Consider the following 22,884-nt stretch of genomic DNA (forward strand, 5'->3'; position numbering starts at 1 on the left):
ACTCGCTCCCACCTGGCGCGAATGATGCCAGACGGCTTCCCGATCTTCTTCGACGGTCGGCAGCCGTACGAGGGGCAGTCAGCCGTGATGTCAGAGATCGTCCGGGGGCATCAAGTGCTGTTCGCGGCGCCCACTGCATCGGGCAAGACTGAAGCCGCAGTCACCCCGCTCTTTCAACGGCACATGTCCTTCGCGCGCCAGTCTCTCTCGACGGTTTATGTCGCGCCGACCAAGGCGCTCGTGAACGATCTACACGAAAGGCTGGTCGGGTATCTCGGCACGAGGTTCCCGAGCGCGATTTCACGCTACACGGGAGACCGCCACGAACTCGGATCGGCTTCCGGCGTGTTCTGCTTGCTGGCAACCCCTGAAGCACTCGACTCATTGCAATTGCGTCGTCCGGAAGCGCTTGCGGGGGTGCGCGCCGTCATCATCGATGAGATTCACCTCCTGCATGGTCAGGCTCGTGGCCAACAACTGCGCCATGTGATCGAACGGATCCGAAGAGCCGCCGTGACGCCGAAATCAGCACGGGACAGCTTCCAAGTTGTTGGGATGACGGCAACGCTTGACGACATGGAAGGCGTTGCCCGGATCTGGCTGGGCGACGATGCCAAGTTTATCGCACACGGTTCACCAAGGGAGATAGACCTCCAGCTCATTCGGATAGCCGCGGATGCCAGTGTCGATCCGTACCTCGCGCGAGCCAGATCTCTGGCCCGATGGGTGGACGAGGCGGGTCTTGAGAAGATCTTGGTATTCACGAACTCCCGCAATGCCGCGCACGCATTAGCGGCGCATCTGCACCGAGAGCTCAACGGCAGGCGATGGCCGGTACATCTCCATTTCGGTGCATTGTCTGCGTCCCATCGGGAGCGAGTCGAAGACGAGATGCGTGCAAATCGGTATGGTATCTGCGTCGCTACATCGACACTGGAAATAGGCATCGATATCGGCGACATCGATGCTGTCGTCCTGGCCGACCCGCCCTCGACTGTCAGCGGCTTTCTCCAACGTATTGGTCGTGGCAATCGTCGCAGCGGCATCTGCCGAGTAGCCGCCTTCAAGACCTCCGAAGATGACGAGCGGATGATGCGCGCCCTGGTCGACTGCGGGCGGCGCGGCGACCTCGACGATGCTTACGAGTATGATCGGCCTTCGGTCCGGGTTCAGCAGATCCTCAGCCTATGTTGGCGGGCCACGCGGCACGATCGCGCTCTGTCCGTTGCGGCTCTAGCCGCGGAGGCGGGCACGGATACGCACAAGCCCGTCGTCGACGACATGATCGACACCGGTTGCTTAACCAGCGCCCGCGGAGCCCTGATTCCCTCCGACCGTCTGATGGACGAAGGTGATGCGGGGCGCATCCACACCGTCATTGCGGGACAACCGAGCTCCGCCGTCTTAGACCTTCGCACCGGAGAAACAGCGATCCGCGACGCAGACGAGTCCAGCGCGGGGGGTGCAGTGTTCATCGGCGGGTCGATGCGTAAGCTGGTGGTGGGCTCCGAAGGCGGCGCGTTCCTTGGGGAAGGGGTGTCCCGTTCCCAGCCTCTAGCCCGCATCAAAGCGACCGGTTCGGGTTTGCCGGTAAGCCGCAGCGTCGTATGGGGCCTCGCGCGTCAACACGGCCATGATCCGACCCGGTGGCAGCAGGAGGGAGCCAGGCTGGTGACTTGGGGAGGCGTGCGGTTCAACACTCTGCTCGCCGCCCTCCTCATGCGCGAGGCGACGGGACGGCGGTTCCTGCCGTCCGACGTCGGCATCGGGGGCCCGGTGTCTGCGGTGATGATATCGGTCGAAGGCGTTCGGGAGCTGGCGTCGCAGGCTGAACGAGCCAATGACTTCCCAATTAGTGTGGCCGCGAAGTTCGCAAGCCCCAGTCGCTTTATGGGCGAGCTATCGAACCGCTTGGCCGCGGATGAGAAGCGTCGGTCGATACCCTGGACACCATTTTGCCGCTGGCTAGATCGCGTCTCTGGCATCGACATGGTCGGATCCATACCGATAGACGCTGCCGAGCAGCCGGTCGCCAGATAAGGCGTCAGGTCGGCCGGGTGTCGGACTGCACTTCTAGGGGCGCCAAGCCCGAGTGAAAAAGCTGGTTCGCCAGTGTGCAAAGGGCCTTTGTCGATGCCATCCTTAGCTCGGCAATTGGAAGCTTGGAGCAGGGCAATGCAGGGCGATATTGTCTAAGTTTAGTTGGTGTAGTAGTGCGCTACATCAAAACGTCATTCAGCCAATGCTTTAAACACCGCATCAGCAGCGTCCTTATAGAATTCGATACTGATCTTGGTCCAAGCTCGTCCGGAAGATCATTGAGCTGTCGGCGTGCAGAAACGGGCATCTATAGCGTCTGCGCCTGCTTATCGATGGCAAGCTCCGCGATGCGGACGGCGTTCGGGATCATCTCTATCGATCCGCCGAGGTTGAGCGCGCCGACGACGATAGCGCCGCCGCCGCGCGTGTTGCGTCCAAGGAGGCCGCCGCACAAGGCGACGATATCCGGAACACCGAGGCCTGCTCCGGACTTGTCCGCATCCATGGGGTCAGTTCCGGTAGGGGGCGAAATGACACCCTAAGCGTTCTGCTCCTTCGGCCACAGATACTCGCCAGTCATGGGACAGTTTGGCGATTTGCCGATTGATATACAGACGAAGGCGGCGGCCGGTCTTCCGGCGAAGGTTACGAGCGTTTTCATGAGGTAGATCCTCCAAAGTAGTTGTGCGCAGTCGCGAAGCTCGAATTCGGCTGGAACTGCCAAGTGCACCGCGTCAGCGGTCGCAACGGAGCGAAGCGCAGAGGAGAACCCTTTAGGTTGCGCCGGGGCAGGGCCTGCCGCGTCGTGCGCAGCATAAAGATTGCGAACTGCCACTTTGGAGCTGCCGGATAACGCGGCCTTCGGAGCCCCGGCCGCCTATCAGCATCATCAATCGGCAAATCGCCAACCGGCAGCAGGCCGGTTCTCCGTCGCCTTCTCGCTGGAGTGGTCCAGGACCTGGCTACGGCGTTCGACTTGCCGGCAATGACAGACAACAAGCCGAAGTGACCCCGCATCATGAAACGGAGCGGCGGCCGTGGTCGGGGAGGGGAGTGCGAGGGGAGGGGCGGAGGGGCGCCCCTCGCTCCGGTCCTTGCCCGCTCGATGCGGGTAAGGATCGGAGGTCTGCCAAGAAAATCGGTCCGGCTATTTGCGAACGATGCCGCGCAATCGACGCTGCGCCGCCGTCTCTTTGATCACGCCAGCAATCTTGCGGACAAATGCCGGACTGAACGCGCCGATCGGCGTCGTCGTCACCAGATCATAGGCTTCATCGACCTGCACGCGGTTATATTCGTCCAGGATCAGCCATGACGGATAGTCGAGGCCGCCACGGCGGCATTCGATTTCGCTGATGGCGAGATGCGGGCGCGACCGGTCGGGTTTTTGCGAAGTCAGCGGAAAGAGAAACAAGGCTGCGGGCGTTGCTGGCGTCCGGACAACGATGCAAACCGGCCTCGCTTTGCGTCCGGATTCCTCGCCGGCGTCTGCTTCCCGCGCCCATAGGTAATAATATCGGAGCAGATCGCCGGCTTTAAGCATGCGGCTTGTCGCCGGAAATTATTGCATCCAGTCCAGTCATGAGTTCATTGTGGACTTCATCCGGTGCGTCCTCGAGCGTATAGGCGACCGAATGCGGCTGGCCGACGAGCTGGTGGTACTGAGCAGCGGACAGGATGACGAGCTTTTCCTTGCCGCGCTTGGTCAGGGCCACCGGCTCGATCAATGCGGTTTCGAGGATTTCGCCTGACACGCGATTCATGTCCGAGAATGTGAATTGCTTCATCGCCGTATTTCCTTGTGAAGTACCTATAATAGGTATTTCACGTAAGAAAGCAAGAATGGTGGCGCGCGAGCGCCACCATTCTTATCAGGATCGATCCGCTCGAAAGAGCGGCATTGTCCGTTTATTGCTGAGTGCGGCGCGATCGGTCTGGAACGTGTAGCCGTTCCCAATCCTTCCATGCCTCCCAGCCTTGCGCGGTCGCGCGTCCGTAGAGCCCCATGCAAGAATGGCGATCTTCATTCGTCATCGTCTGCCTCGTCATCACCATCACTTTGGCCCATTCGGTACTTGACGTCATAATTTACAATAAAGTCCGTTTCGCTCGCCTCGAAGCCGAAGTGCCTAGCAATTTTCCGATCGAGCTCATCTATGATTCCTTTAGATTGGCTCGGCCGAAATTCCTGAAACTCGCAGTCCTTTCGAACGCGAATAATTGAATTGGCCTTATAGTCGGCCATGAGCCGATCAAATATCGGTCCGATCGTTCGAAGCGCCCCTCGCTCTATGTTGCCGACTGGAAATGCAGATACGTCGACACTCGTAATGTTTCGTCCATTGCCAACCGAGACGAACCAGAAGAAAAACAAGGTTGAATTGATAATAGATCCGACAAACTTTGCATTCTCCGCGTCAAAGACATGAATATCCCTGAAGTGATGAACGGACCTAGCTTTCGTTTCGCTTCGAAAATATTGCTCGAAATCCATACCGCGAATCCAATAGCGTGGACTCCGGTGATAATGCAGCAATGCTCCACCGGGTGATTTTCTCAAGTAGTGAGCAATCGTCTTTGCCGATCCACGTTCAATCTTTTCTAATACGCGCGCAGCGTCGTTGCTACCCAGCTGCACAATGCGGTTGAGGCGCGCCAAGACAAATGACCGCGTATAGCCGATGCAGGAAAAAAGTGACTCCCTCTCCTCTGCGTACCAATGATGATAACGAGTCGTCCAAATCTGCGCTCGATCCGACCTCGATTTTTCAGATATCCAAATGCAAAGTCGCTGATCGACCCCATCGAACAATTTTGAAGGTCGGATAGCAAACGTTGAGCACCAATTCAGAGCCAGTTCCTGCGTTAGATACGCTCTGAGCGGTTCCGTTTCATCAAGTCCTAAAACGGCAGTGGGAACGATCATTCCAAATCGACCGTTAGCTCGCACAAGATCGCACGATCTCTCCATGCAGAATGCATAGAGGTTCGCGGCACTTTCCGAGCTATAGGTGTCTCTTGGCAGCGTGTACTGTTGTTTAACCTTTCTATACTCAACGTATGGAGGATTTCCGATCAGAACGTCGAAGCCGCCATTATGCATTATGCCATAGAATTCAATGAACCAATGAAAGGGCTGATGTGTCTTCACCCACCCTTCTAATGCATCGCCGGCACGCGCCTTGCCGTAACTTGATGCCAATTGAACGTTCAGTTGTACCTCAAGATTCTTTAGCCGCGCGCGTAGTTCCGCCTTGTCGGCCGCGGGAACAGAGCCGTCTCCCTCAACCTGTCGCCTGCGAAACGCGTCGAAGGTCTGCTGAAGGTCCGCAGCGCTCGTCGTAATCTTTTCCAGGGAATTATCCAGATCGAGCTTGCTCGTCAGGGCCTTCTTGACGTCCGCATAGGTTGCGTAGCCCACCAGCGTATTCCCCGCGCGGATGTTAAAGTCGATATCGGGTAGCGGTTCGATGCCGAGGTTCTCGTGCTTCTGGTCGGCATCGACCTGCGCGGCGAGCTTCAGGAACAGGCGGAGCTTACAGATCTCGACTGCCTCTTCCATGATATCGACGCCGAAGAGGTTTTTCAGGATGATGCTCTTCAGAATGAAATACTGCCGGTTCGGGTGCTTCTTGATGTTGTCGAGCACCGCCCGGAATCCTTTGGGCCGGTCCTCGACTTTGCCACTGACACGTTCATGGTCGAGAACGAATTCCTGCATGCGATCGAGGCAGGCTTCGTAGAGCGGCTGGAGTATCTTGAGCGCGGCGAACAGGAACGCCCCTGAACCGCATGTCGGATCAAGAACCGTAACGCCCTCGATCGCCTTCCAGAAAGCGCGGACCAGTTCCGATCCTTCACTGCGCTCGATCACGTCCTGGGCGAATTGCCAGATATCCAGATTGAGCGTGATTAGATCGTTGATCTCCCGCACTTCGCCCGCCGCGAGCTTCGCGCGGATCTCGGCATAGCGAACACGCCGCGCCACGACCTCGCGCCAGATTTCCGCTGGCAGGCCGAATTCGGCTGGCGCCTTCCTGTTCCACTCGGCACGCGCTGAAACGTCTTCGATGCCGGCCGCGATTTCGGGCGGCAGATCAAGCGGTCGTTCGAGGGCCGCGTTCGCGTGAACGTCCCACGTCAATCCGTGCTTGACGGCCGGGTAGATGTAGCCGTCAGGATCGTCTCGCAGATGATCCCAGATCGTCGGCCCGCCCGGATTTTCGAAGGCCACCTTGCATTCGGCCTTGGCGGCGTCGAACAGGAAGGGAATCACCGTGTTTTTCGAAATGTATTCGGTGATGTCCTCCTTGGTGTAGTAGGCGCCCATCTGCTTCTGGTTGATATATTTCTCAAAAATGTAACCGAGAACATCCGGGTTGATCTCGTCATCCTTGCGCAGCGGGCGCTCGTCGAGATGCCATTGGTAGCGGTCGAAATAGCCGAAGATGCGCGCAAAAGCCTCGTCCGGAATCTTGATATCCAGGTAGCGCTCCTCGATCGCATGCTTCTCGAACAGGCCGCCGTTCAAGTAGGGAATGCGGCCGAGCAACGTGTCGAGTTCCGGATCGCGCGGCGGCTTGCCCCCGAGCCCGTCGTGAAAGAGGCGTATGAGAAAAGTACGGTAGAATGAATGGAACTTGTCCTTGCCCAACTGAGCCTGGCAGGCAGTCAGTTTGTCGGCGAGATAATTGGGCTTACCGTCAAGAAATCCCTTCCGCTGCATGAAATAGATGAACATCAGGCGGTTCAGCATCAGCGATGCGTACCATTCCTTGTCCGCCACGTCCGCGATACCGCTGATGAAGCCGAGGAAGGCGGCATGTTCCTTTGTGAACTGGTCGTAGAAACGCTTGGTGACACGCTCCGCGTTCAACGATCCTTCGAGGCGGGCCGTGACCTTCGGCAGGGTAAGTTCGTTCTCCTCGCTCAGCCTGAAGCTGATGCCATGGAGTCTCTGGATAAACGCCGTGTTCTGACTTGCAGCGTACCAGACATGGTCGACCAGCGAGACTGGCTTGCCGAATTCGCGTCGCGGCCACGACCAGACCTGGGACGCATGGCTTGCATCGACAAAGATGATCAGGTGCTCGAACGTGCTTTTCGAAACCTCGCGATCGATTTTCTGTCGAACGGACCGTTCCGGAATCCCGGAGCCAGTTGCGACGAGGCAGACCCACGCGACCGCTCCGCGTTTTTCGGCGGCCGCCCTAAGGGTGAATGTCTCGTCTGAAACAACCACAGACAGTTCGGCCTTATGCCGATCCCATCCCAGTTCCTCGGCGAAGAGGCTGGCAAAATCGAATTGCTCCAGCAGTTTTCTGGCGTTCGCGGCGTTGAAATCCATCCCGTCCCCTTCCTCACGCCGTTAGACGCGCAAGCCCCAACGAGCATATGATCTGCGGTTCGCCGGATTGTTCTTCGTCTTGGATCAGGCAGAGCCGATCCTCCTCTCGCAGCGCCAAAACCAGCTCGGCGAGCTTGTCGTCGCTGATCCCGGTCTTCATCTGGCGATTCAAAGTATCCGTCGCTGATTGCCGCAGCGGGAAACGGTAAATCTCTTCAATGGCTTTGCCGAGTTCAGGCGGGTCGAACAATGTCCCTTTTACCTTGTCGGCATAGCGCTTGAGCCGCTCGTAGGTTCGGAAGCGCGCGCCGGACGGGCGGCCAAGTTGCCCACCGACCTGCTTCTCTTCGGCGGCGATGTGCTCGACGCCGTTGGCGACCATCGCATGGTGTTCGTCCTGCCGCGGCAGCGCAGGCGTATTCGGCTCACAGGCCGCGACCTTCAGGATTTCGAACTGAGATTGGGTGACGCTGGCGCCATCCTTATCCACCCATGCGAGAGCGTCGTTACCTTGGGCGGTACGCAAATACACCAGCGCTCCGGAGGGGCGCCCGTCCTGAGGCGTGTACGCCTTAGTTGAATATACAACCGATGGAAGCTGCGGGATGGCCTTCTGCAGCACCGGGTTCGCATCAATCGCGTTTTTCCATATCTGGTAGGCATAGGATGCGAGATCGACCTCAGTATCGGCCTCGCCGTCGAGGATCCCCGCGTTCTCGTTGTAGAGATCGACAAGCTCCTGACGTTCGCTTTCGTCCTCGAAGAACGCCTCGTCGGTCCCCACGACTTCCGCGTTTTCCTTCAGGCGCTGCCGGACGCGCGAGCGCAACTGAATCAAGCGCTCCACACCATCGGCCGGCAGGAACGAATAGCAGAGGATTTTATCGGCCTTCTGCCCGATACGATCCACACGGCCCGCTCGCTGGATTAGCCGAATGATCGCCCAAGGCAGATCGTAGTTTACCAAGATCGCGCCGTCCTGAAGGTTTTGGCCTTCGCTGAGCACGTCGGTTGCGATCAGGACGCGCAACTCATCTTCGGGCTTTATCTTGTCGCGCTTGTTGTTGCTGCCCGGGCTGAACCGCCAGGCCACACTGGTCGGGTCCGACGTTTCCCCGGAGACAGCCGCCATTGCCTTGAGACCCGCGCCATTCAAGCGGCGCTCGAGGTAGCGAACCGTGTCGGCAAACTGCGAGAAAACGAGCACCTTCTCTTTTGGATGCTTCTTGGTCAGCAATTCGATCAGCGCGGCGAGCTTGGTATCTTTCGCATGGTCCCAGTCGCCGCATTCGTCGAGAATCTTCAGAAGTCGACCGCTATCGGTCGTCAGATCCTTCTTCAACTGGGCGACGAATAGATCGGCCCGAAGCCACTTGAACCGACGCTTAAACTGGCCGGCATAGAGGCGATAGGTCTCCGCGGCCCGCGCCCGAAAGGCGGCCTCGTCGCGCAGATCAAGCTTCTCGGAATCCTGCGTATCCTCGTCCTCGCCTTCTGCGAAAAGTTCGGCGTCGGCGCTCTGATCGTCGACATCCTCGTCATAGTTCGCGGTGTCCAAGAGACCGGCATCTTGCGTGCCGAGCGGCAGAGGAAGATCGTTCTCGATCGCGTGTAGGAAAATGTAGTTCCGGAGGACGTGGCGTTCTAGCGATTGCTGAAACGCCTCACCGCTGCTTTCCAACCGCTTGAAGAGGTTGGTACGGCAGAATCCCATGAGGCGCTTACCCGCGCGAGAAAGGTCGTCGAGTTGCTTCGCCTCATTCGGCGTCGGTGGCCTGTGAGGTTTGGGCGCGACATAGTTCCCGAGGCCGTAGCGCGGCAAGTGCATCTGGTTGATGGCATCGACAACCGGCGCTGCGTAGAGGCTCGCGTACTGATCGCTGGTGTCCTTGTCATTTATCTTGAAACGCAGCGTGCGCGGCACACGTTCGGGGAAATAGGAGCGCGACCCGTCTTCGAACGTCAGGAATTTCCGACCGCTGGCCGGGTCGGTCTGGGCATAGTTGTCCTGAATGAAGGTGCGTGTGCGCCGAACCATGTAGAGGCGCATCAATTCGCGCCAGTCATCCGTGTAAGTGCTCTTCTCGAAGGCCGCGAGGGATCTGACCGGGCATTGGTGGCGCCTTATGAATTCCGTTTCGCCGATATCTTGAAGCAATCGCTCCGGTCTCACGCCGATATCGCGATCTTCGGGAACGAACAGTCGCAACTGGCTCGAAAGGTCGCCGTAAGTCTTGTTGTAGGGCGTAGCCGACAGGAGGATGCAGCGGCTTTCGTTTTCAGTAAGATATTCCTGGATCGCCCGATACCTGCGACCTTCCCGGTTCCGCAGGTTGTGGCTCTCGTCGATCAGCACGACACGATAGCGACGGAGCTCGGGCAATTCGCGGGTAGCCCGTGTGACCGAGAGAACTTTGGCGATCAGCCGGTACTCCGAAACGTAGTCCTCCCACATCTTCACAAGGTTCTTCGGGCAGATAATCAACGTCTCAGTGAAATGATCGTCCTGGAATATCTTCGCCAAGGCCGTCGCCATCAGGGTCTTTCCTAGACCGACGACGTCACCGATCAGAACGCCACCGCGTTTGTTGAGGTGATGAGCCGCGATTTTGACAGCGGCCTCTTGATAGGCGAATAGCCGCTTACCGAACTCCGGAGGAATTCGGAACTCGTTGAGGCCGGCGCGCGCTTCCTGGGCAAGATGGTAAGCCATCTTGACGTAGATCATGTAGGGATCGAGCGGTTCCTCTCGCGCCCAACTCTCCTCGATGACCTCGATCAGTTCCTCGGTGATATCGATGCACCAGCGGTCCGCCCAGCGGTCATCGAACCATTTGGCGAGCTTTGTCGTGGCATCGTGATCGAGCACGTCGACGTTCAGTTCGCCCTGTTTGGAAAGGCCTGAGAGGGTGAGATTGCTGCTGCCTAGAAAGCCCGTCACCGGGTTGTTCGGATCAGGCCGGAACAACAGGTAAAGCTTCGCGTGCAGCGGGTGCTTCAGAAAGAGCCGAACCGTAACCCGCTTCGATTTGAGCTGCGCTGCAAGGCGCCGCAATCCTGCCTCATCGAGGTTGTTTGGCATGCCGAGCGTCAGCTGAACCCGGAATTCCTCAGCGAGCTTCCTCTTCAGCCGAATCGCGGTCTGATTATCGAGAGGCTGTTCTTCCTTGCCAGTGCCCAAACCTATCCGCAATTCGTCCTGCGGAAGGCGCTGCATCCCGACGAGCAGTCGGCATTGGTTCCCTTCGTCGCCTGGCCACGCCGAGATCAAGTCATCGATCGACTTCCAGCCGCGGAGGTTGAAATAGCCCACGCAGAAATCGCTTCGCGCCGAAACTTCAAGCGTCTGACGCAATGCGGGAAGCAAGCCTGTTTCAATGTTGTCAAATATTCGCGGCAATCGCTTCCCCTAGATATGCGCCTGCCGCTGCTGCGGTCACGCGACCTGTTCGCCCCAAGCCCGTAATGCCACAGATGTCGGGAAATTTGAAATTCCAATGGCACAACAATTTTGAGCGGATGTGAACTCGCGAGCCGACGCCCGTTTCCCCCCGTCAAAATAGCTTCAATGAAATCCAGATGCATTGCCGGCTCGACCGGCCGGCTCTGATTTAGTCGCGAGGCCGTATCGCAGCCGTCGACGGGGGAGCGGCCGGGTCTTGAGTGCGCGATGTGCAGCCAGACTCGCCGTCGAGTACAAGGATTTCCAGCAATTTATGACGAAGGTCCGGCAATTCTTCCAGACCGGGGACATCTGACGGCTTCAGATTTATTGTTTCGGGATTGGGGGTGGAGGTTTGACCCGTGCGAAAATCGGCTTGTCTCGGTGGGTCGCTGATATCGCCAAGTCAAGATTCCCGCTGTCCAGGAAGATACGTTGTTTGCAACGGGTTGTGCCGGGGCGCAAACCACTTTAGCTTGAAACCATGCGCTATACTCAGGGCCAGATTCGAGACCTGCTCGCTATTCCGGTAGAAACATTCCGGACTTGGCGCGATGCCCTTCCCGTACTCGCCCAGCATCGCGGCCACGGACCCACGTTTGCGCCCGGCGATGTGGTGGCTATGGCCGTTATCGCCGAGGTTGTACGCGGTTACGGCGTCCGGATTGGAACCGTCAGCGAACGTTTAAACAAGGTCGTCGAGGCGTGCCATGGCTTATCTTGGTTAACACTAGAGTCCTGCTATGTCGTAATCGACACCGATACGGCCAGCGTCAGCTCTGCCGACGCTATTAGGCTACGTGAGATAGGCGCGACTGCGCTGGTCATCCCCTGCGCGCCTATTGTTAAGCGTCTGCGTGGAAGCCTGATTGCGGCGGAGGTCGACGGCGCGCAGGGTCATCTGCAATTCCCGCCATCTGTCGTCGCGAGCGGCCTGGGGCGATCATGATGAGTAGACCTGCGACGCGGACGCAAGGCATGCCTGGCCGCGCGGTCCGGATAGGCGCACGCCATGAGTGAGATGACGCCGCTCGCCATGCAAATCCTTGAGGGGACCGGCTATCTCGGCCAGGGTGGGACGCCGTCTGAAGGTCTCGTGCTACCTGGCGCTCACGGCATGTCCGCCGGCGACGGCGCGCGCGTGGCCCCCCTGATGTCCGCCGACCGTGGCGGTCTGTCAGCCGACGCTGTTTTCAAGATGGGCACCGCGCCAGTCATTGTTTTCAAATCCTCGGAGGGGCTGGCCGACAGCGAGACGGAATGGCATCGCTTGGCCTGGAACTTCGGCGTCGCGCCACTGCTTTGGGTGACGACCCCGCAGTACGTCAGGATCTACAATGCCTATCAGCCGCCGGAGGCTTTCGGGCACGAGTCACCGCTGCTGGGAGAATTCTCCCTCTCGAACGGGATTGACGCCGCCCTTGCGCAGATGAGTCTGGTGTGCGGACGACGCCATGTTGCTATGGGTGGCTTTTGGCGCTCCGAATTCGCCCGGCCCATCGATCGGCGCACGCGGATCGACAACGTGCTCTTGCGCGAGCTTACTGCCCTCCTTCGCGACCTTGTGGGCTGCGGCGTCCGGCCCGCGCTGGCACAGAAGCTGGTCGGTCGGTGCATCTTCTTTCAGTACCTTGTCCACCGAGGTTATGTAACAGAGGCGGAGCTCAAGGCTCGGTTCGGGGGCGGCGAGCTTCACAGCATCCTCTTGAATCTCGATAGCACCTATGCGCTTTTCCGGTGGATCCGAACAACGTTCAACGGCGACCTCTTCCCGATCGAGAATGAGGCCGCCGAGCGAGAGCAACTTGGCCAGACGGCCGATTTGCTGGCGCCGTTGAGCGATTTCTTCGGGCACTTCAATGTTTCGGACAAGCAGGGACGGCTGTTTCCGTTTCGCTTTGACGCTATCCCCGTAGAACTGATCAGCTCGATCTATGAGAAGTTCGTCCATATGGCGGACACGGACGGCGAGCAAAAGCTAGGCGTCCACTATACGCCGATCAATGTGGTCGACCTCGTGCTTGATCCGGTATTCGAAGGTCTGGAGCCTACCGCGCGGGTGCTCGATCCTGCTTGCGGCTCGGGCGTATTTCTGGTCGAAAGTCTGCGTCGCCTCGTCTGGCTCCAGTCCCGGAAGGCGCCGATCACGCGCGAGCTGGTCCGTGATACTCTCATGCATCAGGTTCGCGGCGTCGACATCAGTCCCGCGGCCCTGTCGGTTGCTGCATTCAGTCTCTATCTCGCGCTCCTTGAACTCGATCCGTCCCCGCCGCGCGGGCTCGACGCCCTGGATTGCCTGAAGTTCGAGCCACTTCACAACCGCGTACTGTTTCCGACCAGCACGTTTGATCCAAAGCTACCGGAGCAAATGGCGAAGAACGGCCAATTTGGGCAACCTAGGTTCGACGCCATTATTGGCAATCCGCCGTGGACGCACGATCCCATGGCAAAGGAAGCGGACCGCGCACTAGTCAAAAGGGAACGAGAGGCTAGAGCGCGTGGCGACGACCCGGAGCAGATTGAACCGGAATCAGAGCGGCGATCTGGCATCACCTACGCCCGTTTGGCGGGCGTGCCCCTTCCTCAGCGGTCCAACGATTGGGCGTTTCTGTGGCGCTGCCGCGACTTCTCCCACCCGAAGACTCGCTTGGCGCTCGTAATGAAATCGACCCCGTTTTTCAGTCTTGAGCGGGGTGCCGCCGAGCGTCGCGACCAATTGCTGCGCGCATTTCCCAACGTCGGGCTAGTCAATATGGCCCAACTTCGTCTGTCGCGGCTGTTTCAAGAATATGAGGCCGACCCGGGAGAGACAAAAGCGGCGGCTGGGCCGGCCCTGCTGTTCTTCTCAAACTGCCTTCCTGTGGATTCTGACACAGCCACGGTCATAAACTTGCCCTGGACTCCGACATTTCAGAACACCGGCATCTTCGAGTTGCCCGCCGATCCAGCCAAAAGCGTACCGCTAGATCTGCTCTCGAATCGCCCCGAACTGCTGAAGACCGCGGTCTATGGAGAGGAGCGGGATCTTTGGTTTTTGGAGCGTCTCGAGCGAAACAAGTGTCTTACGACGTTTGCCGCGATGCTCACGGATCTCGCTCTTCCCGCAGGCCAGGGCTACCAGCCGGGAACCAAATATTCCGCCGAGCACCTTCGAGGTTTACCACTGCTGACCGCTCGGCAATTTCGGGCCTTGCGTGTGGCTCGTGACCTTCCAGATCTTGAGACTTCGCGGGCCTATCGCGCTTACAGCCGGGACCGCTACAAGGGGCCTTTGGTCCTTTTGCCAGAGGGCGGTCTGACGATTGCACTGGAGCGCGGTCGGTACACAGCAGCATTCGACGAACGCGACCTCGTCTACAACGAATCCTTCATCGGAGTCTCGTTCGCCGGGTCGAGCAATCTGATGGCCCGTGCGCTGACGGCCGTGATGAACTCCTCATTCGTCGCCTATCAACTCGCTTTCATCGGCTGCACGCTGGGCATCAAGCAGACGAAGGTCGAGCGCGTCGATCTCAACAACGTGCGGCTTCCAAGGCTGGAGCAGATCAGCCCTCCGGTGATCGAGCGGCTGGCCGAGCTCGAGGCCGAACTCGTCTCGGCCAAGGCCCGTGGAAATATTCTCCGGGAACTCGACGATCTCGTCTGTGACACCTGCGGATTCGTCGCGGCGGAACGGGCGCTCCTCAGCGACGCGGTCCGGCGAGCCCGAGCGATCATCTTCGAAACCGCCGACGACAGGTCATCAATGGACATTGAACCGCGCCACGACGAGATCCTCGCCTACGGTCGCAACCTGTGCGCCGCGTTGAACGAATATGCCGAAGATGAGGACGACCTGGCTCTTGTGCCGCAGTGTTATGCGCCCGCAGCCAATGACCTTGTAGTGATGCGGTTCGCCTTGACCAGGAAAGCAGAAGCGCAGGCCCGAGACCTAGTTTCCGCACCCTTGTCCGATGTCGCGCCGCAGGATCTTTCGGCTGCTTTCGGAGGCCCGGAGCTGCCATACCTGAAGCCGCTTCGAAGTCTGCGCCTCTACATCCAGGACACGCTCATCGTTGCGAAACCGGCCCGCTATCGCTGTTTCACACCGGCCGCAGCCTGGTCTGACGGCGACCGCTTGCTCGCGGACCTGATGCAGCCCATGCAGAACTCTGCTTATGGCGGTGAGGCTGCGTGAGTGCCCTTGCCGACCACCTCCGGGCCACAGGCGCGACTGTCCTTCCCAACAATTTCCATCGGATTCAACCGCAGGTCTTGCGCAGAGTATTGTCCGCTTTGAACGACGCCATCCTCGCCACGGTAGAGCTGCTGGGCGATGTCCGCTACCTCGAGCCGCGGTTCACCCGTCAGCTCGCGTCCTGCTTCGAGGAAGCACGCGATGCGGCCGGCGGAATTCGGTATCACATCGAACATCAAGGCGAGTTGCCGGTCTTAGATGAAGATGGGCGGGTTATTGCGTTTCGGCGGCTGGACATTCGGATCCTGTTTAGCCAGCAGGTCGGCCGCCGTGGCGATTATCTCTGTATCGAATGCAAATATCTTGAAGCCGACAATCGCAGGTGCGATGACGAGTACGTCGCCGAAGGCGTCGATCGGATCGTAACTGGAGCCTACGCGCGAGGCCACGGCTTCGCGATCATGGTGGGCCTGGAACGAACCGGCCCGATCGGCCGGACGATCGAGAACGTCGATGATCGTCTGCGCCAACGGTATGGCTCTGACCAGGGCTTGCGACCTGCCCCGCGTTGGCGCCTCGGCCGAGCCCACGAGAGCGAGCATCCGCAGTCGGGTGGGCCCCACCGCATTGTGCTTATACATGGCTTCTGGCCCGTGACGGCCGCTGCGGCTAGATAGTCTGTGTTGCTTTGCCTGATCGCGATGGGCACGGTTCCGCCTCGCCGCTCTCAACGGAAATTGGCAATCGCGACACGATCTCGGCCTAAATTCCGTCAAACCACTGCGCGTCGATCGTCACACGTTCGATCATTTCTGTAGCGACACCCAGGCGGTTTTCCTTGAGCAGATCGCACAGGCGGTCGCCGTCGATAAGGTCAATGGCCGTCGCTCCGTCACGGGTCGCTTCGTCCGACGCCTGGCTGGTAAAATGCCCAGTCGTGATAAACAGCCCCTTGTCGGCTCGCCCCTGCATTGCCCCGCGAAAATCGCGAATTTCTTTCGATCCGACGCTGCCCTTCCATTTCTTGCATTGGAAGTAGACCTGAAAAGACACGAGGTTCATTCGCAGCACGCCTACACCGTCAATTCCCCCGTCGCCAGACTTTCCACGCACCTCGACTTTGATGAAGCCGGCCTCGCGCAACAAGCGCTGCGACAGGCGCTCGAATGCGCTGGGGTCCATTTTGCCGAGCACCGCCAAGAGCGAGGACTTCCAGTTCTCTTCGCCCTCCGGACCTTCGTCGTCTTGGGGCTGCTCGACCTTTTCATGGAGATCGGGCTTCTGTTTCGCTGCAAGTCGTTTCAAGCGAGCGCGTTCGCGCTCTTCTCGCCCGACATTCTCGTAAATTGCGCGGGTCTCTTCATATGTCGAGATTGCTGCGCCCGTGTCCGTCAGAGACCAAACGCCGCGTGCCGAGTTTTCCAATGCTCCGCCTCGCTTAAGGTAGGTTCGTGCCCATGCAAGATAGTAGCTTACCCTCAGGCGGGTATCGTCGTTGGACATGACGTAGGCTTGTTCAGCCTCCGTAAGACCTTCTAGTTCGATGACCTTTTCATCCAACTCTTGGATCGTGGCAGAACCGCCGATAGCTTTCAGCGCCTCGACTGTTACCAACATCATGCCTGCCAGATCAGGCAGGCTTTCTTTATCGATCAAAAAACGTCGTGGCACGATCCGCTCCTTGACAATATCATGGTCCGGCTGGACTAACTCCTTGGTTTTCAGCCATAGAACAGGCCGGGGCAGATGCTGCAACCCGGGAAGTGCACGGGGCGCGGTTCTCCCTAGATTTCTTTTGACAGGTTACGGTGTAATAACGTGAGGCCATGAATGGTGTTGCGTAAGCGTTCGTGCGGATTGATCATCGCTTCGCCGCGGCTTCCGCGGCGTCGCGCTCCTCGCCGAGGTCGGAAGGAGACGCGATCAGAACCTTCATGATTGTAGCGTTGAAAGAAGTTTCCTCTCCGTCATCCCCGAGCGATGCAAATAGACCATAGGAATCGACAATTGTCGCGACGTGGCGAGGGTGCTGATGAACAAACACGGCTCAAAAGGGTTAGCTCATGAAGCTGTGGCCAAATAGGATTGCTACTTTCGATTTTGAGCAAGGGCAGTAAGCTGGGCGCATTGAAGTATATCTCAATGAGCCGAGCGGGAGGGGGATATGCACGTTGCTCGTGTTTATCTGCGGGTCAGTACGCAAGGGCAGGATCTCGATCGCCAGGAATCAATCATCGCTGAGGCGAGGGATGCCGGGTACTACATCGCCGGGGTCTACCGCGAGAAGGCATCCGGCGCTCGCGCCGACCGGCCGGAGCTGCTTCGCCTAATCGCGGACCTTCAGCCGGGGGAGGTTGTCGTTGCGGAGAAGATAGACCGCATCAGTCGTCTGCCTTTGCCTGAAGCTGAAAAGCTGATCGAAACAATTCGCAATAAGGGTGCTCGTCTTGCCGTACCTGGTGTGGTGGATCTTAGCGACATCGCGGCCAGCGCTGACGGCGTTGCCAAGATCGTGCTGGAGTCCATTCAGGAAATGTTGCTGAAGCTCGCCCTGCAAATGGCTCGAGACGATTTCGAGGATCGCCGCGAACGCCAGAGGCAAGGCATCGAATTGGCCAAGGCGGGCGGGAAATATGCCGGACGCCAAGCTGACCTGGTGACACACGAACGCATCATTGTCTTCCGATCTGGCGGCAACAGTATCAGCAGGACGGCGAAGCTGACCGGCTGCAGCGAAGCGCAGGTGAAGCGCGTCTGGGCTCGACATCAGAAGGAAAGCGGGAAGCCGGAAATGTTGTCGCAAAAGTTGAGTTCTGCGACTGTGCAAAAGTCAGTTGCAAAACCGTCGCTTTGATCGGGAGTTTTCGCGACAAGGGAGGGTCGCGCGAGGTGGTTTTCTTCCTTAGCTTCCCTCGATCGGAACGAGAAAGAAGCGGATTAACCCGGATCCCCGCTCGCGCGTCAACGGGTTGCAGCCGCTCCCGGAAAGGCGGCAACATGGCGTACCCACTCTGTCGGCCTCCTGGGCTTGAATGACCCAGCACAAGACACTCAGAGTGGGTCGCAGTGGCGTTGTCACACATGCAGACCAGCGAGACTGAGGCCGAGCCGTAGGTATTCACGATCCTCTGACCGAGCAAGTAGTGCCGAATCCAGAAACCAAGAAGCGAACTCTCGCGCCCCCGCGCTTGCAGTGCCACGCCAAGCCGCCCGCGTCGCCACAACAAAGGCAGCCGCAAGGTGACTAGCATCCTCGTGCCGTCCCGCATGTGCACAGCTGATCACCTGCCAAGCCAGATCACGTGGGCCGTCCGGTCGCGCGAGGTTCGACATCTGCGCCACACTCTCGGCCGGCCGACGGGCAAGAAGCAAAACGCGGGCCCGATGGATGAAGTAATATTCCGGAGGTGCCGGCATGAGTCGGAATGCCGACTCCAAAGTCTTTAAGCCCGAATCTGCATCGCCCAGGCAAGCCTGCGCGTAGCCCCATCCGGCCAATATTGTCGGATCATTCGGATTCAGTTCAAGCGCCTGAACATAGTGGCGCTTTGCCCGCGAGAACTCTTGGCGGTTCAGACAGACATATGCGAGCGCGTAGTGAGCCCGCGGGTCCGTGGTGTCGAGATTTATAGCCGCTTCAGCATGGCGGAGCGCTTGATCCAGCTTGGCTGATGCCTGCACGCCCACATCGGCGATGAATGCATGCACGCTGGCGAACGCCAGCCCATTATGGGCCCGCGCGAAGGTCGGGTCGATCTCAAGAGCCTTCTCGAACCAGTGTCGCGCTTGCGCCTGAGCTTCAGGGCTATCGACTTGATCCACATATCGGTTGCCCCGCACGAAACATTCGTAAGCGCGCAGATCCTGCGCTGGCCGGTGCTGCGCTCGCTCATGCACCAGCATCGTCAGGCGGGCAGCAACCGTTGTGGCTATTGTCGCCGCTAGCTCGTCCTGAATCGTGAACGGATTGTCCGCCGCCCGGTCATAGCGTTCGGCCCAGATTTGACGGCCCGTTTCCCTCTCGACCAACTTCGCCGTTACTCTTAGGCGCGAGCCTAACTGCTGGAGGGTCCCCTCGAGTTCGAATTGGGCATCATCAGCAGGACTGCTGCGGAAAACCGCAACGTCTCGAAACCGAGCAAGTTCGGTCGCGACTGCCTCACTCAGTCCTGACGCCAAGCCTGCCGTTCCGGCGGGCGCGTCAACGCCATCAAATGGGGCGACCATGACACCCGGGCGTCCGCCGATTGCAGCCCCGCCCGTGGGCGACTGCGCCCGCCGACCGGAGTCAAGCCGACGTTCAACTATGCGATCTCGCAGCTTGCAGGTAGCTGGTTCCGGATTCGCGCCGAGCTCGCGCTTCAGGATGGCGGCGCAGGCCTCGAACTGACGCACAGCGAGCGTCCACTGGTTCTGCTCGGCATAGTGGCGCATCAACGCCCGATGGGCTCCCTCGCTGAGAGGATCGAGAGCTAGCAGCCGGTGGGCCAGGTCATAGTCCGACTCCGTTTCGAGCAGATGGTCGATTGCCTGGACGAAAAGGCTGCGGAGCCTCTCGCGTTCTAACTCCAGCCACTCATTGAATGCAGGCGCGTGGATCTCAAGAGTAGCAAGAAGATCGCCCTTGAAGAGCGCTGCCGCCTGCCGCAGCTCGGCCGGCACGCGAGAGCGGGCGAGGCGCTCGAACTCCAACGCATCGACAACTACGCCGTCAGCCTGCAGGGAGACAGCGTCGCGTTCCGCAGTTAGAATGGTGCGGTACTCCACCAATCCTTTGCGAATATCGGTGAGGGCATAACGCAGGCTGCCACGAGCCTGCTCCTCTTCACACTCGCCCCAGAATAATCCGTAAAGCGCAGCCCGGCCATGACGGCGGCCCGGCGGCAATGCAAGATAGGCAAATAATGCCTGCGCCTTTCGGGTGCCGAAGATAACGGCTCTGCCTGACTCTGTCCGAACGCTGAACGCGCCCAAGACTTCGATGCTGATAGCAGCCATCCGATTTTTGCGCTCCTCAGCCTTACGGCGCCGTTTTTAACACGCTTCTAACGAAGCGCGAATGGCCGGCCGACGCTCCTCTCACGAGCAGGTGCGATAGTCCGACTGTAAATCAGATCGGAGCGTGCCATGACGCTATCACGCAAATGGTGGGAACCGTCGGCAGAGCATATTTCAGGCGACGAAGAACCAAGCAGTTACAACCGGGCACACCTGGACATAGGCGATCTCATGATCCTTTCGATGCAGGGCTCGGTGGTGGACCTCTCGGAGTACATACCATCGCGGAATCGCCCGCATGAACTTTACTGTGATTTCAACTCACGCGGGGTCGTCACACGCCTGGCCTCATCTGCCGCAAAAGGAATCACGCGGTGTCTGCGGGCGCAGCGATTTCTCCGCGGCCGTGGTGATCAATGAAGGGTGCATTCAATGGAGCTTACTCCTGATAAGGTAGCCCTTGTCCATCGGGTGGTTTCGGATCCCGGCCCGGATCCGGCGCTCGTCTACCACACGGATGCGGACTACGGCGCTGCTGTCGAGCAGATCCTGGCCTCTCATCCGAACGAGGAAGACATTTGGATCTTCGCCTATGGTTCTTTGATCTGGAAGCCGGAAGTGAATCATATCGAAGAGCGGATCGGGACGGTTCGAGGCTGGCACAGGTCGTTCTGCCTAAGTTTGACGAGATGGCGCGGTACCAAAGATCAGCCTGGCCTCATGATGGCTCTCGATCGAGGCGGCCAGTGCAAAGGCGTGGCGTACCGGCTCACCAGCGCAACAGCGCAGGCTCAACTCAACAAGCTGTTTCGCCGAGAGATGGGTGCAAAGCCTCCCACCAACATGCCGCGGTGGCTCACTGTCGCAATCGGTGGGCAGTCGGTGCGCGCGATCGCCTTTGTCGCGAACCGCAACGGACGCGGATATGTCGGAAAGCTTTCGCTCGAAATGACGGCCGAGAGGTTGTCCACGGCTTGTGGGCACTGGGGTTCGGGAGCCGAGTATCTCTACAACACCGTAGTCCAACTGGAGGCACGCGGTATTCGCGACCGTTATTTGTGGCGCCTACAAAGATTGGTCGCTGCCGAGATCGACGCCAATTCTTTTTGAGGACCGTAGACAGGAAGGTCCCGTTCGCTCTAACAGGACGTCCGCTTTTGTGTGCGTTGCCTGCCCGTTCCGATAGCCCGGCCCAGACGGCAAAGTTCCTGAAGGTTTGTCAACGCGGGCCGCCAATGCCAGCGGCAAACGTCGCGCTGCGGCCCGCATCGAAAAACCTTCAGGTTTTCTTCCGTAGCTTCCCTCGATCGGAACGAGAAAGAAGCGCGCCAGAGATGCCCGTTCCGGCGAAGGTCCGCTTACGAGCGGCCAAATCGGCGTGGCAAAGGCTGGTTTGGGTCATGGCGGTGAATTGACCCGGAGCAAGCGAGCTTCCGCTTAGCGTCGATTCCGGCGGCCTGGTTTTCGCAAAAGTCCTAAGTTTCGCGACAAAATGACCGGCGCTGAATTTTCAGGTAAAAATCTGTCGCAAAAGTCAGGTGCAAAAGTCAAACTTGTGCGACAGACTTTCGCGACACTTCGCGGCCCGGAATCCGGGCCGCTGCGGACGTGGTGCAGGTTTCCAGGATTTGCGAGACAACCCCTACATATCGAGACAACCCCTACATATGTAGAAGGCGTGCCGAAGGCTTTGCAGGCGCATCAGCTCGCATGAAACCGTATTCTGGTGGTACATTCGATGATGCAGGGGATCGGACTTAAACATCGCAACGGTTCTATGAAAGCATCGTCGCTCCTATTCTCCAAGAACATTTCCCCAATCTGCCCCACGCCGCATGCAGGATTGGCCTAGGCTCGGAAGTCCTCGGCTACGACACCGAAATGTCCGCAGATCACGACTACGGTCCTTGCGTTCAACTCTTTCTCCGTGAAGAGAGATTTTCCACGGTAGCCGTGGACATCATGCAGGCTCTCGATCGGAGCTTGCCCGCTTCCTTTGAGGGTCGGGCAGTTCGTTACCCCACGAATGTACGCCCACCGGCCGGGCACGCCGACAAGGGCGTGCTGGGCTCCTATCATGGCGTTGAGCTCTATACAGTATCCGCTTGGTGCGACCAGTTTCCTGGACGCCAGTTCGCAGCGGAACTCACTGCAAGCGAGTGGTTATCCTATTCGGAGCAAATGTTCTTAACCGTGACCACTGGCGCGGTGTTTCGCGATGATATAGGCGGGCTTTCTGCGCTCAGGACCCGACTTGCCTACTTCCCCCGCGATGTGTGGCTTTACAAACTCGCAGCTCAATGGGGACGCATTGCCGAAGAACGCGCCTATGTCGGCCGCACCGGCGACGTTGGGGACGAACTGGGCTCTCGCGTGATCGCGGCGCGCATGGTCGGAAATATCATGCGGCTCGCTATGCTGATCGAGCGCCGTTATTCGCCTTACCCCAAGTGGTTCGGTACGGCCTTTTCCCGATTGGACTGCGCACCCGATCTCACGCCGTTCCTTGAGCGTGTCATGATGGCACAGAATTGGCAGGAGCGTGAAGCCGGTCTCTTGGAGGCTTGCCACTTCATGGCCGAGCTGCAAATTGCAAAAAGTGTACCGGGCGCGCTCGCTCCGGCTGTTGGCTCCCTTCATGCCCGACCGTACCGGTTCATCGACTCGCTAAAAATTATCGATGCGCTGCGCGCCGCGATCGAAGATGACGACGTTCGGCAGTTACCGGAGTCCGGAGCAGCCGACCAGTTCCTAAGCAGTAACTACGTTCTCGCGGTTCCCGCCTACGCGAGTGCCGCCACAATCGCGCTGCTGAATACGACACTCGGAAGAGGAAGGAACTGAAGCTACAGCGTGCTTGGCCGAGGGGCACGGTTCGCC

Annotated in this window: 15 protein-coding genes; 6 read left to right on the top strand and 9 right to left on the bottom strand. The window is 58.9% G+C overall.

Annotated elements, in window-relative coordinates; genetic code table 11:
- The first annotated feature begins 24 nt into the window (after positions 1-24).
- The gene (locus tag X738_RS72500) at positions 25-2,040 is read left to right on the top strand and encodes a DEAD/DEAH box helicase (protein ID WP_198032890.1); all 2,016 of its coding nucleotides are present in this window, start codon (positions 25-27) and stop codon (positions 2,038-2,040) included.
- Between the two features lie 307 nt (positions 2,041-2,347).
- Here the strand turns inward: X738_RS72500 and X738_RS86345 are convergent, their stop codons facing one another.
- From X738_RS86345 to X738_RS72525, 5 genes are all read right to left on the bottom strand, one after another.
- On the bottom strand, positions 2,348-2,545 hold the full coding sequence (locus tag X738_RS86345) for a hypothetical protein (protein WP_023802397.1): 198 nt from the start codon (positions 2,543-2,545) through the stop codon (positions 2,348-2,350).
- Between the two features lie 642 nt (positions 2,546-3,187).
- Positions 3,188-3,583, bottom strand: a complete 396-nt coding sequence (locus X738_RS86350) for a hypothetical protein (RefSeq protein ID WP_023802398.1) — start codon at positions 3,581-3,583, stop codon at positions 3,188-3,190.
- Entirely contained in the window at positions 3,576-3,827 is a 252-nt protein-coding gene (locus tag X738_RS72515) for a type II toxin-antitoxin system Phd/YefM family antitoxin (protein WP_023802399.1), read from the bottom strand. The genes X738_RS86350 and X738_RS72515 overlap by 8 nt, the downstream gene beginning before the upstream one ends.
- A gap of 236 nt (positions 3,828-4,063) precedes the next feature.
- On the bottom strand, positions 4,064-7,387 hold the full coding sequence (locus tag X738_RS72520) for an Eco57I restriction-modification methylase domain-containing protein (protein ID WP_023802400.1): 3,324 nt from the start codon (positions 7,385-7,387) through the stop codon (positions 4,064-4,066).
- Positions 7,388-7,400: 13 nt separating this feature from the next.
- On the bottom strand, positions 7,401-10,787 hold the full coding sequence (locus tag X738_RS72525) for a helicase-related protein (protein WP_031256282.1): 3,387 nt from the start codon (positions 10,785-10,787) through the stop codon (positions 7,401-7,403).
- A gap of 526 nt (positions 10,788-11,313) precedes the next feature.
- Here X738_RS72525 and X738_RS72530 point away from each other — a divergent pair.
- Both X738_RS72530 and X738_RS72535 read left to right on the top strand, forming a co-directional pair.
- Positions 11,314-11,778, top strand: a complete 465-nt coding sequence (locus tag X738_RS72530) for a hypothetical protein (protein ID WP_023802402.1) — start codon at positions 11,314-11,316, stop codon at positions 11,776-11,778.
- A gap of 63 nt (positions 11,779-11,841) precedes the next feature.
- Positions 11,842-15,006 carry an HsdM family class I SAM-dependent methyltransferase gene (locus X738_RS72535; protein WP_023802403.1) on the top strand — a complete coding sequence of 1,055 codons (3,165 nt, stop codon included), beginning with the start codon at positions 11,842-11,844 and terminating at the stop codon, positions 15,004-15,006.
- Here X738_RS72535 and X738_RS72540 read toward each other — a convergent pair.
- From X738_RS72540 to X738_RS72550, 3 genes are all read right to left on the bottom strand, one after another.
- On the bottom strand, positions 14,985-15,242 hold the full coding sequence (locus X738_RS72540; protein ID WP_023802404.1) for a hypothetical protein: 258 nt from the start codon (positions 15,240-15,242) through the stop codon (positions 14,985-14,987). The two genes, X738_RS72535 and X738_RS72540, sit on opposite strands and share 22 nt — an antisense overlap.
- Before the next feature lie 18 nt (positions 15,243-15,260).
- The gene (locus X738_RS72545) at positions 15,261-15,536 is read right to left on the bottom strand and encodes a hypothetical protein (protein WP_156942690.1); all 276 of its coding nucleotides are present in this window, start codon (positions 15,534-15,536) and stop codon (positions 15,261-15,263) included.
- A gap of 232 nt (positions 15,537-15,768) precedes the next feature.
- A complete protein-coding gene (locus tag X738_RS72550) occupies positions 15,769-16,761 on the bottom strand; it encodes a restriction endonuclease (RefSeq protein ID WP_023802406.1) in 993 nt (330 codons plus the stop codon).
- Positions 16,762-17,170: 409 nt separating this feature from the next.
- Here X738_RS72550 and X738_RS72555 point away from each other — a divergent pair, with 409 nt between their 5' ends.
- On the top strand, positions 17,171-17,860 hold the full coding sequence (locus tag X738_RS72555) for a recombinase family protein (protein ID WP_023802407.1): 690 nt from the start codon (positions 17,171-17,173) through the stop codon (positions 17,858-17,860).
- A 221-nt stretch (positions 17,861-18,081) separates the two neighbouring features.
- On the opposite strand, the gene X738_RS81160 is transcribed toward X738_RS72555, so the two are convergent.
- Positions 18,082-20,004: a BTAD domain-containing putative transcriptional regulator gene (locus tag X738_RS81160; protein WP_023802408.1), complete on the bottom strand. Its 1,923-nt coding sequence runs from the start codon at positions 20,002-20,004 to the stop codon at positions 18,082-18,084.
- Positions 20,005-20,436: 432 nt separating this feature from the next.
- Between X738_RS81160 and X738_RS72560 the strand changes: the two genes are divergently transcribed.
- Together X738_RS72560 and X738_RS72565 are read left to right on the top strand one after the other, a co-directional pair.
- Positions 20,437-21,114 carry a gamma-glutamylcyclotransferase gene (locus X738_RS72560; protein ID WP_023802409.1) on the top strand — a complete coding sequence of 226 codons (678 nt, stop codon included), beginning with the start codon at positions 20,437-20,439 and terminating at the stop codon, positions 21,112-21,114.
- Positions 21,115-21,885: 771 nt separating this feature from the next.
- The gene (locus X738_RS72565; protein ID WP_023802410.1) at positions 21,886-22,848 is read left to right on the top strand and encodes a DUF4037 domain-containing protein; all 963 of its coding nucleotides are present in this window, start codon (positions 21,886-21,888) and stop codon (positions 22,846-22,848) included.
- Positions 22,849-22,884: the final 36 nt, after the last annotated feature.

Origin of the sequence: Mesorhizobium sp. L48C026A00 (assembly GCF_000502375.1) — a bacterium.
Taxonomy (GTDB): Bacteria; Pseudomonadota; Alphaproteobacteria; order Rhizobiales; family Rhizobiaceae; genus Mesorhizobium; species Mesorhizobium muleiense.

Excerpts from the sequence above, each read along its gene's own strand:
- X738_RS72540 (WP_023802404.1), bottom strand. The coding sequence starts at position 15,242 with ATGTTCGATGTGATACCGAATTCCGCCGGCCGCATCGCGTGCTTCCTC.
- X738_RS72560 (WP_023802409.1), top strand. The coding sequence starts at position 20,437 with ATGGAGCTTACTCCTGATAAGGTAGCCCTTGTCCATCGGGTGGTTTCG.
- X738_RS86345 (WP_023802397.1), bottom strand. The coding sequence starts at position 2,545 with ATGGATGCGGACAAGTCCGGAGCAGGCCTCGGTGTTCCGGATATCGTC.
- X738_RS86350 (WP_023802398.1), bottom strand. The coding sequence starts at position 3,583 with ATGCTTAAAGCCGGCGATCTGCTCCGATATTATTACCTATGGGCGCGG.
- X738_RS72535 (WP_023802403.1), top strand. The coding sequence starts at position 11,842 with ATGAGTGAGATGACGCCGCTCGCCATGCAAATCCTTGAGGGGACCGGC.
- X738_RS72500 (WP_198032890.1), top strand. The coding sequence starts at position 25 with ATGCCAGACGGCTTCCCGATCTTCTTCGACGGTCGGCAGCCGTACGAG.
- X738_RS72555 (WP_023802407.1), top strand. The coding sequence starts at position 17,171 with ATGCACGTTGCTCGTGTTTATCTGCGGGTCAGTACGCAAGGGCAGGAT.
- X738_RS72565 (WP_023802410.1), top strand. The coding sequence starts at position 21,886 with ATGTCCGCAGATCACGACTACGGTCCTTGCGTTCAACTCTTTCTCCGT.
- X738_RS72530 (WP_023802402.1), top strand. The coding sequence starts at position 11,314 with ATGCGCTATACTCAGGGCCAGATTCGAGACCTGCTCGCTATTCCGGTA.
- X738_RS72515 (WP_023802399.1), bottom strand. The coding sequence starts at position 3,827 with ATGAAGCAATTCACATTCTCGGACATGAATCGCGTGTCAGGCGAAATC.
- X738_RS81160 (WP_023802408.1), bottom strand. The coding sequence starts at position 20,004 with ATGGCTGCTATCAGCATCGAAGTCTTGGGCGCGTTCAGCGTTCGGACA.
- X738_RS72520 (WP_023802400.1), bottom strand. The coding sequence starts at position 7,387 with ATGGATTTCAACGCCGCGAACGCCAGAAAACTGCTGGAGCAATTCGAT.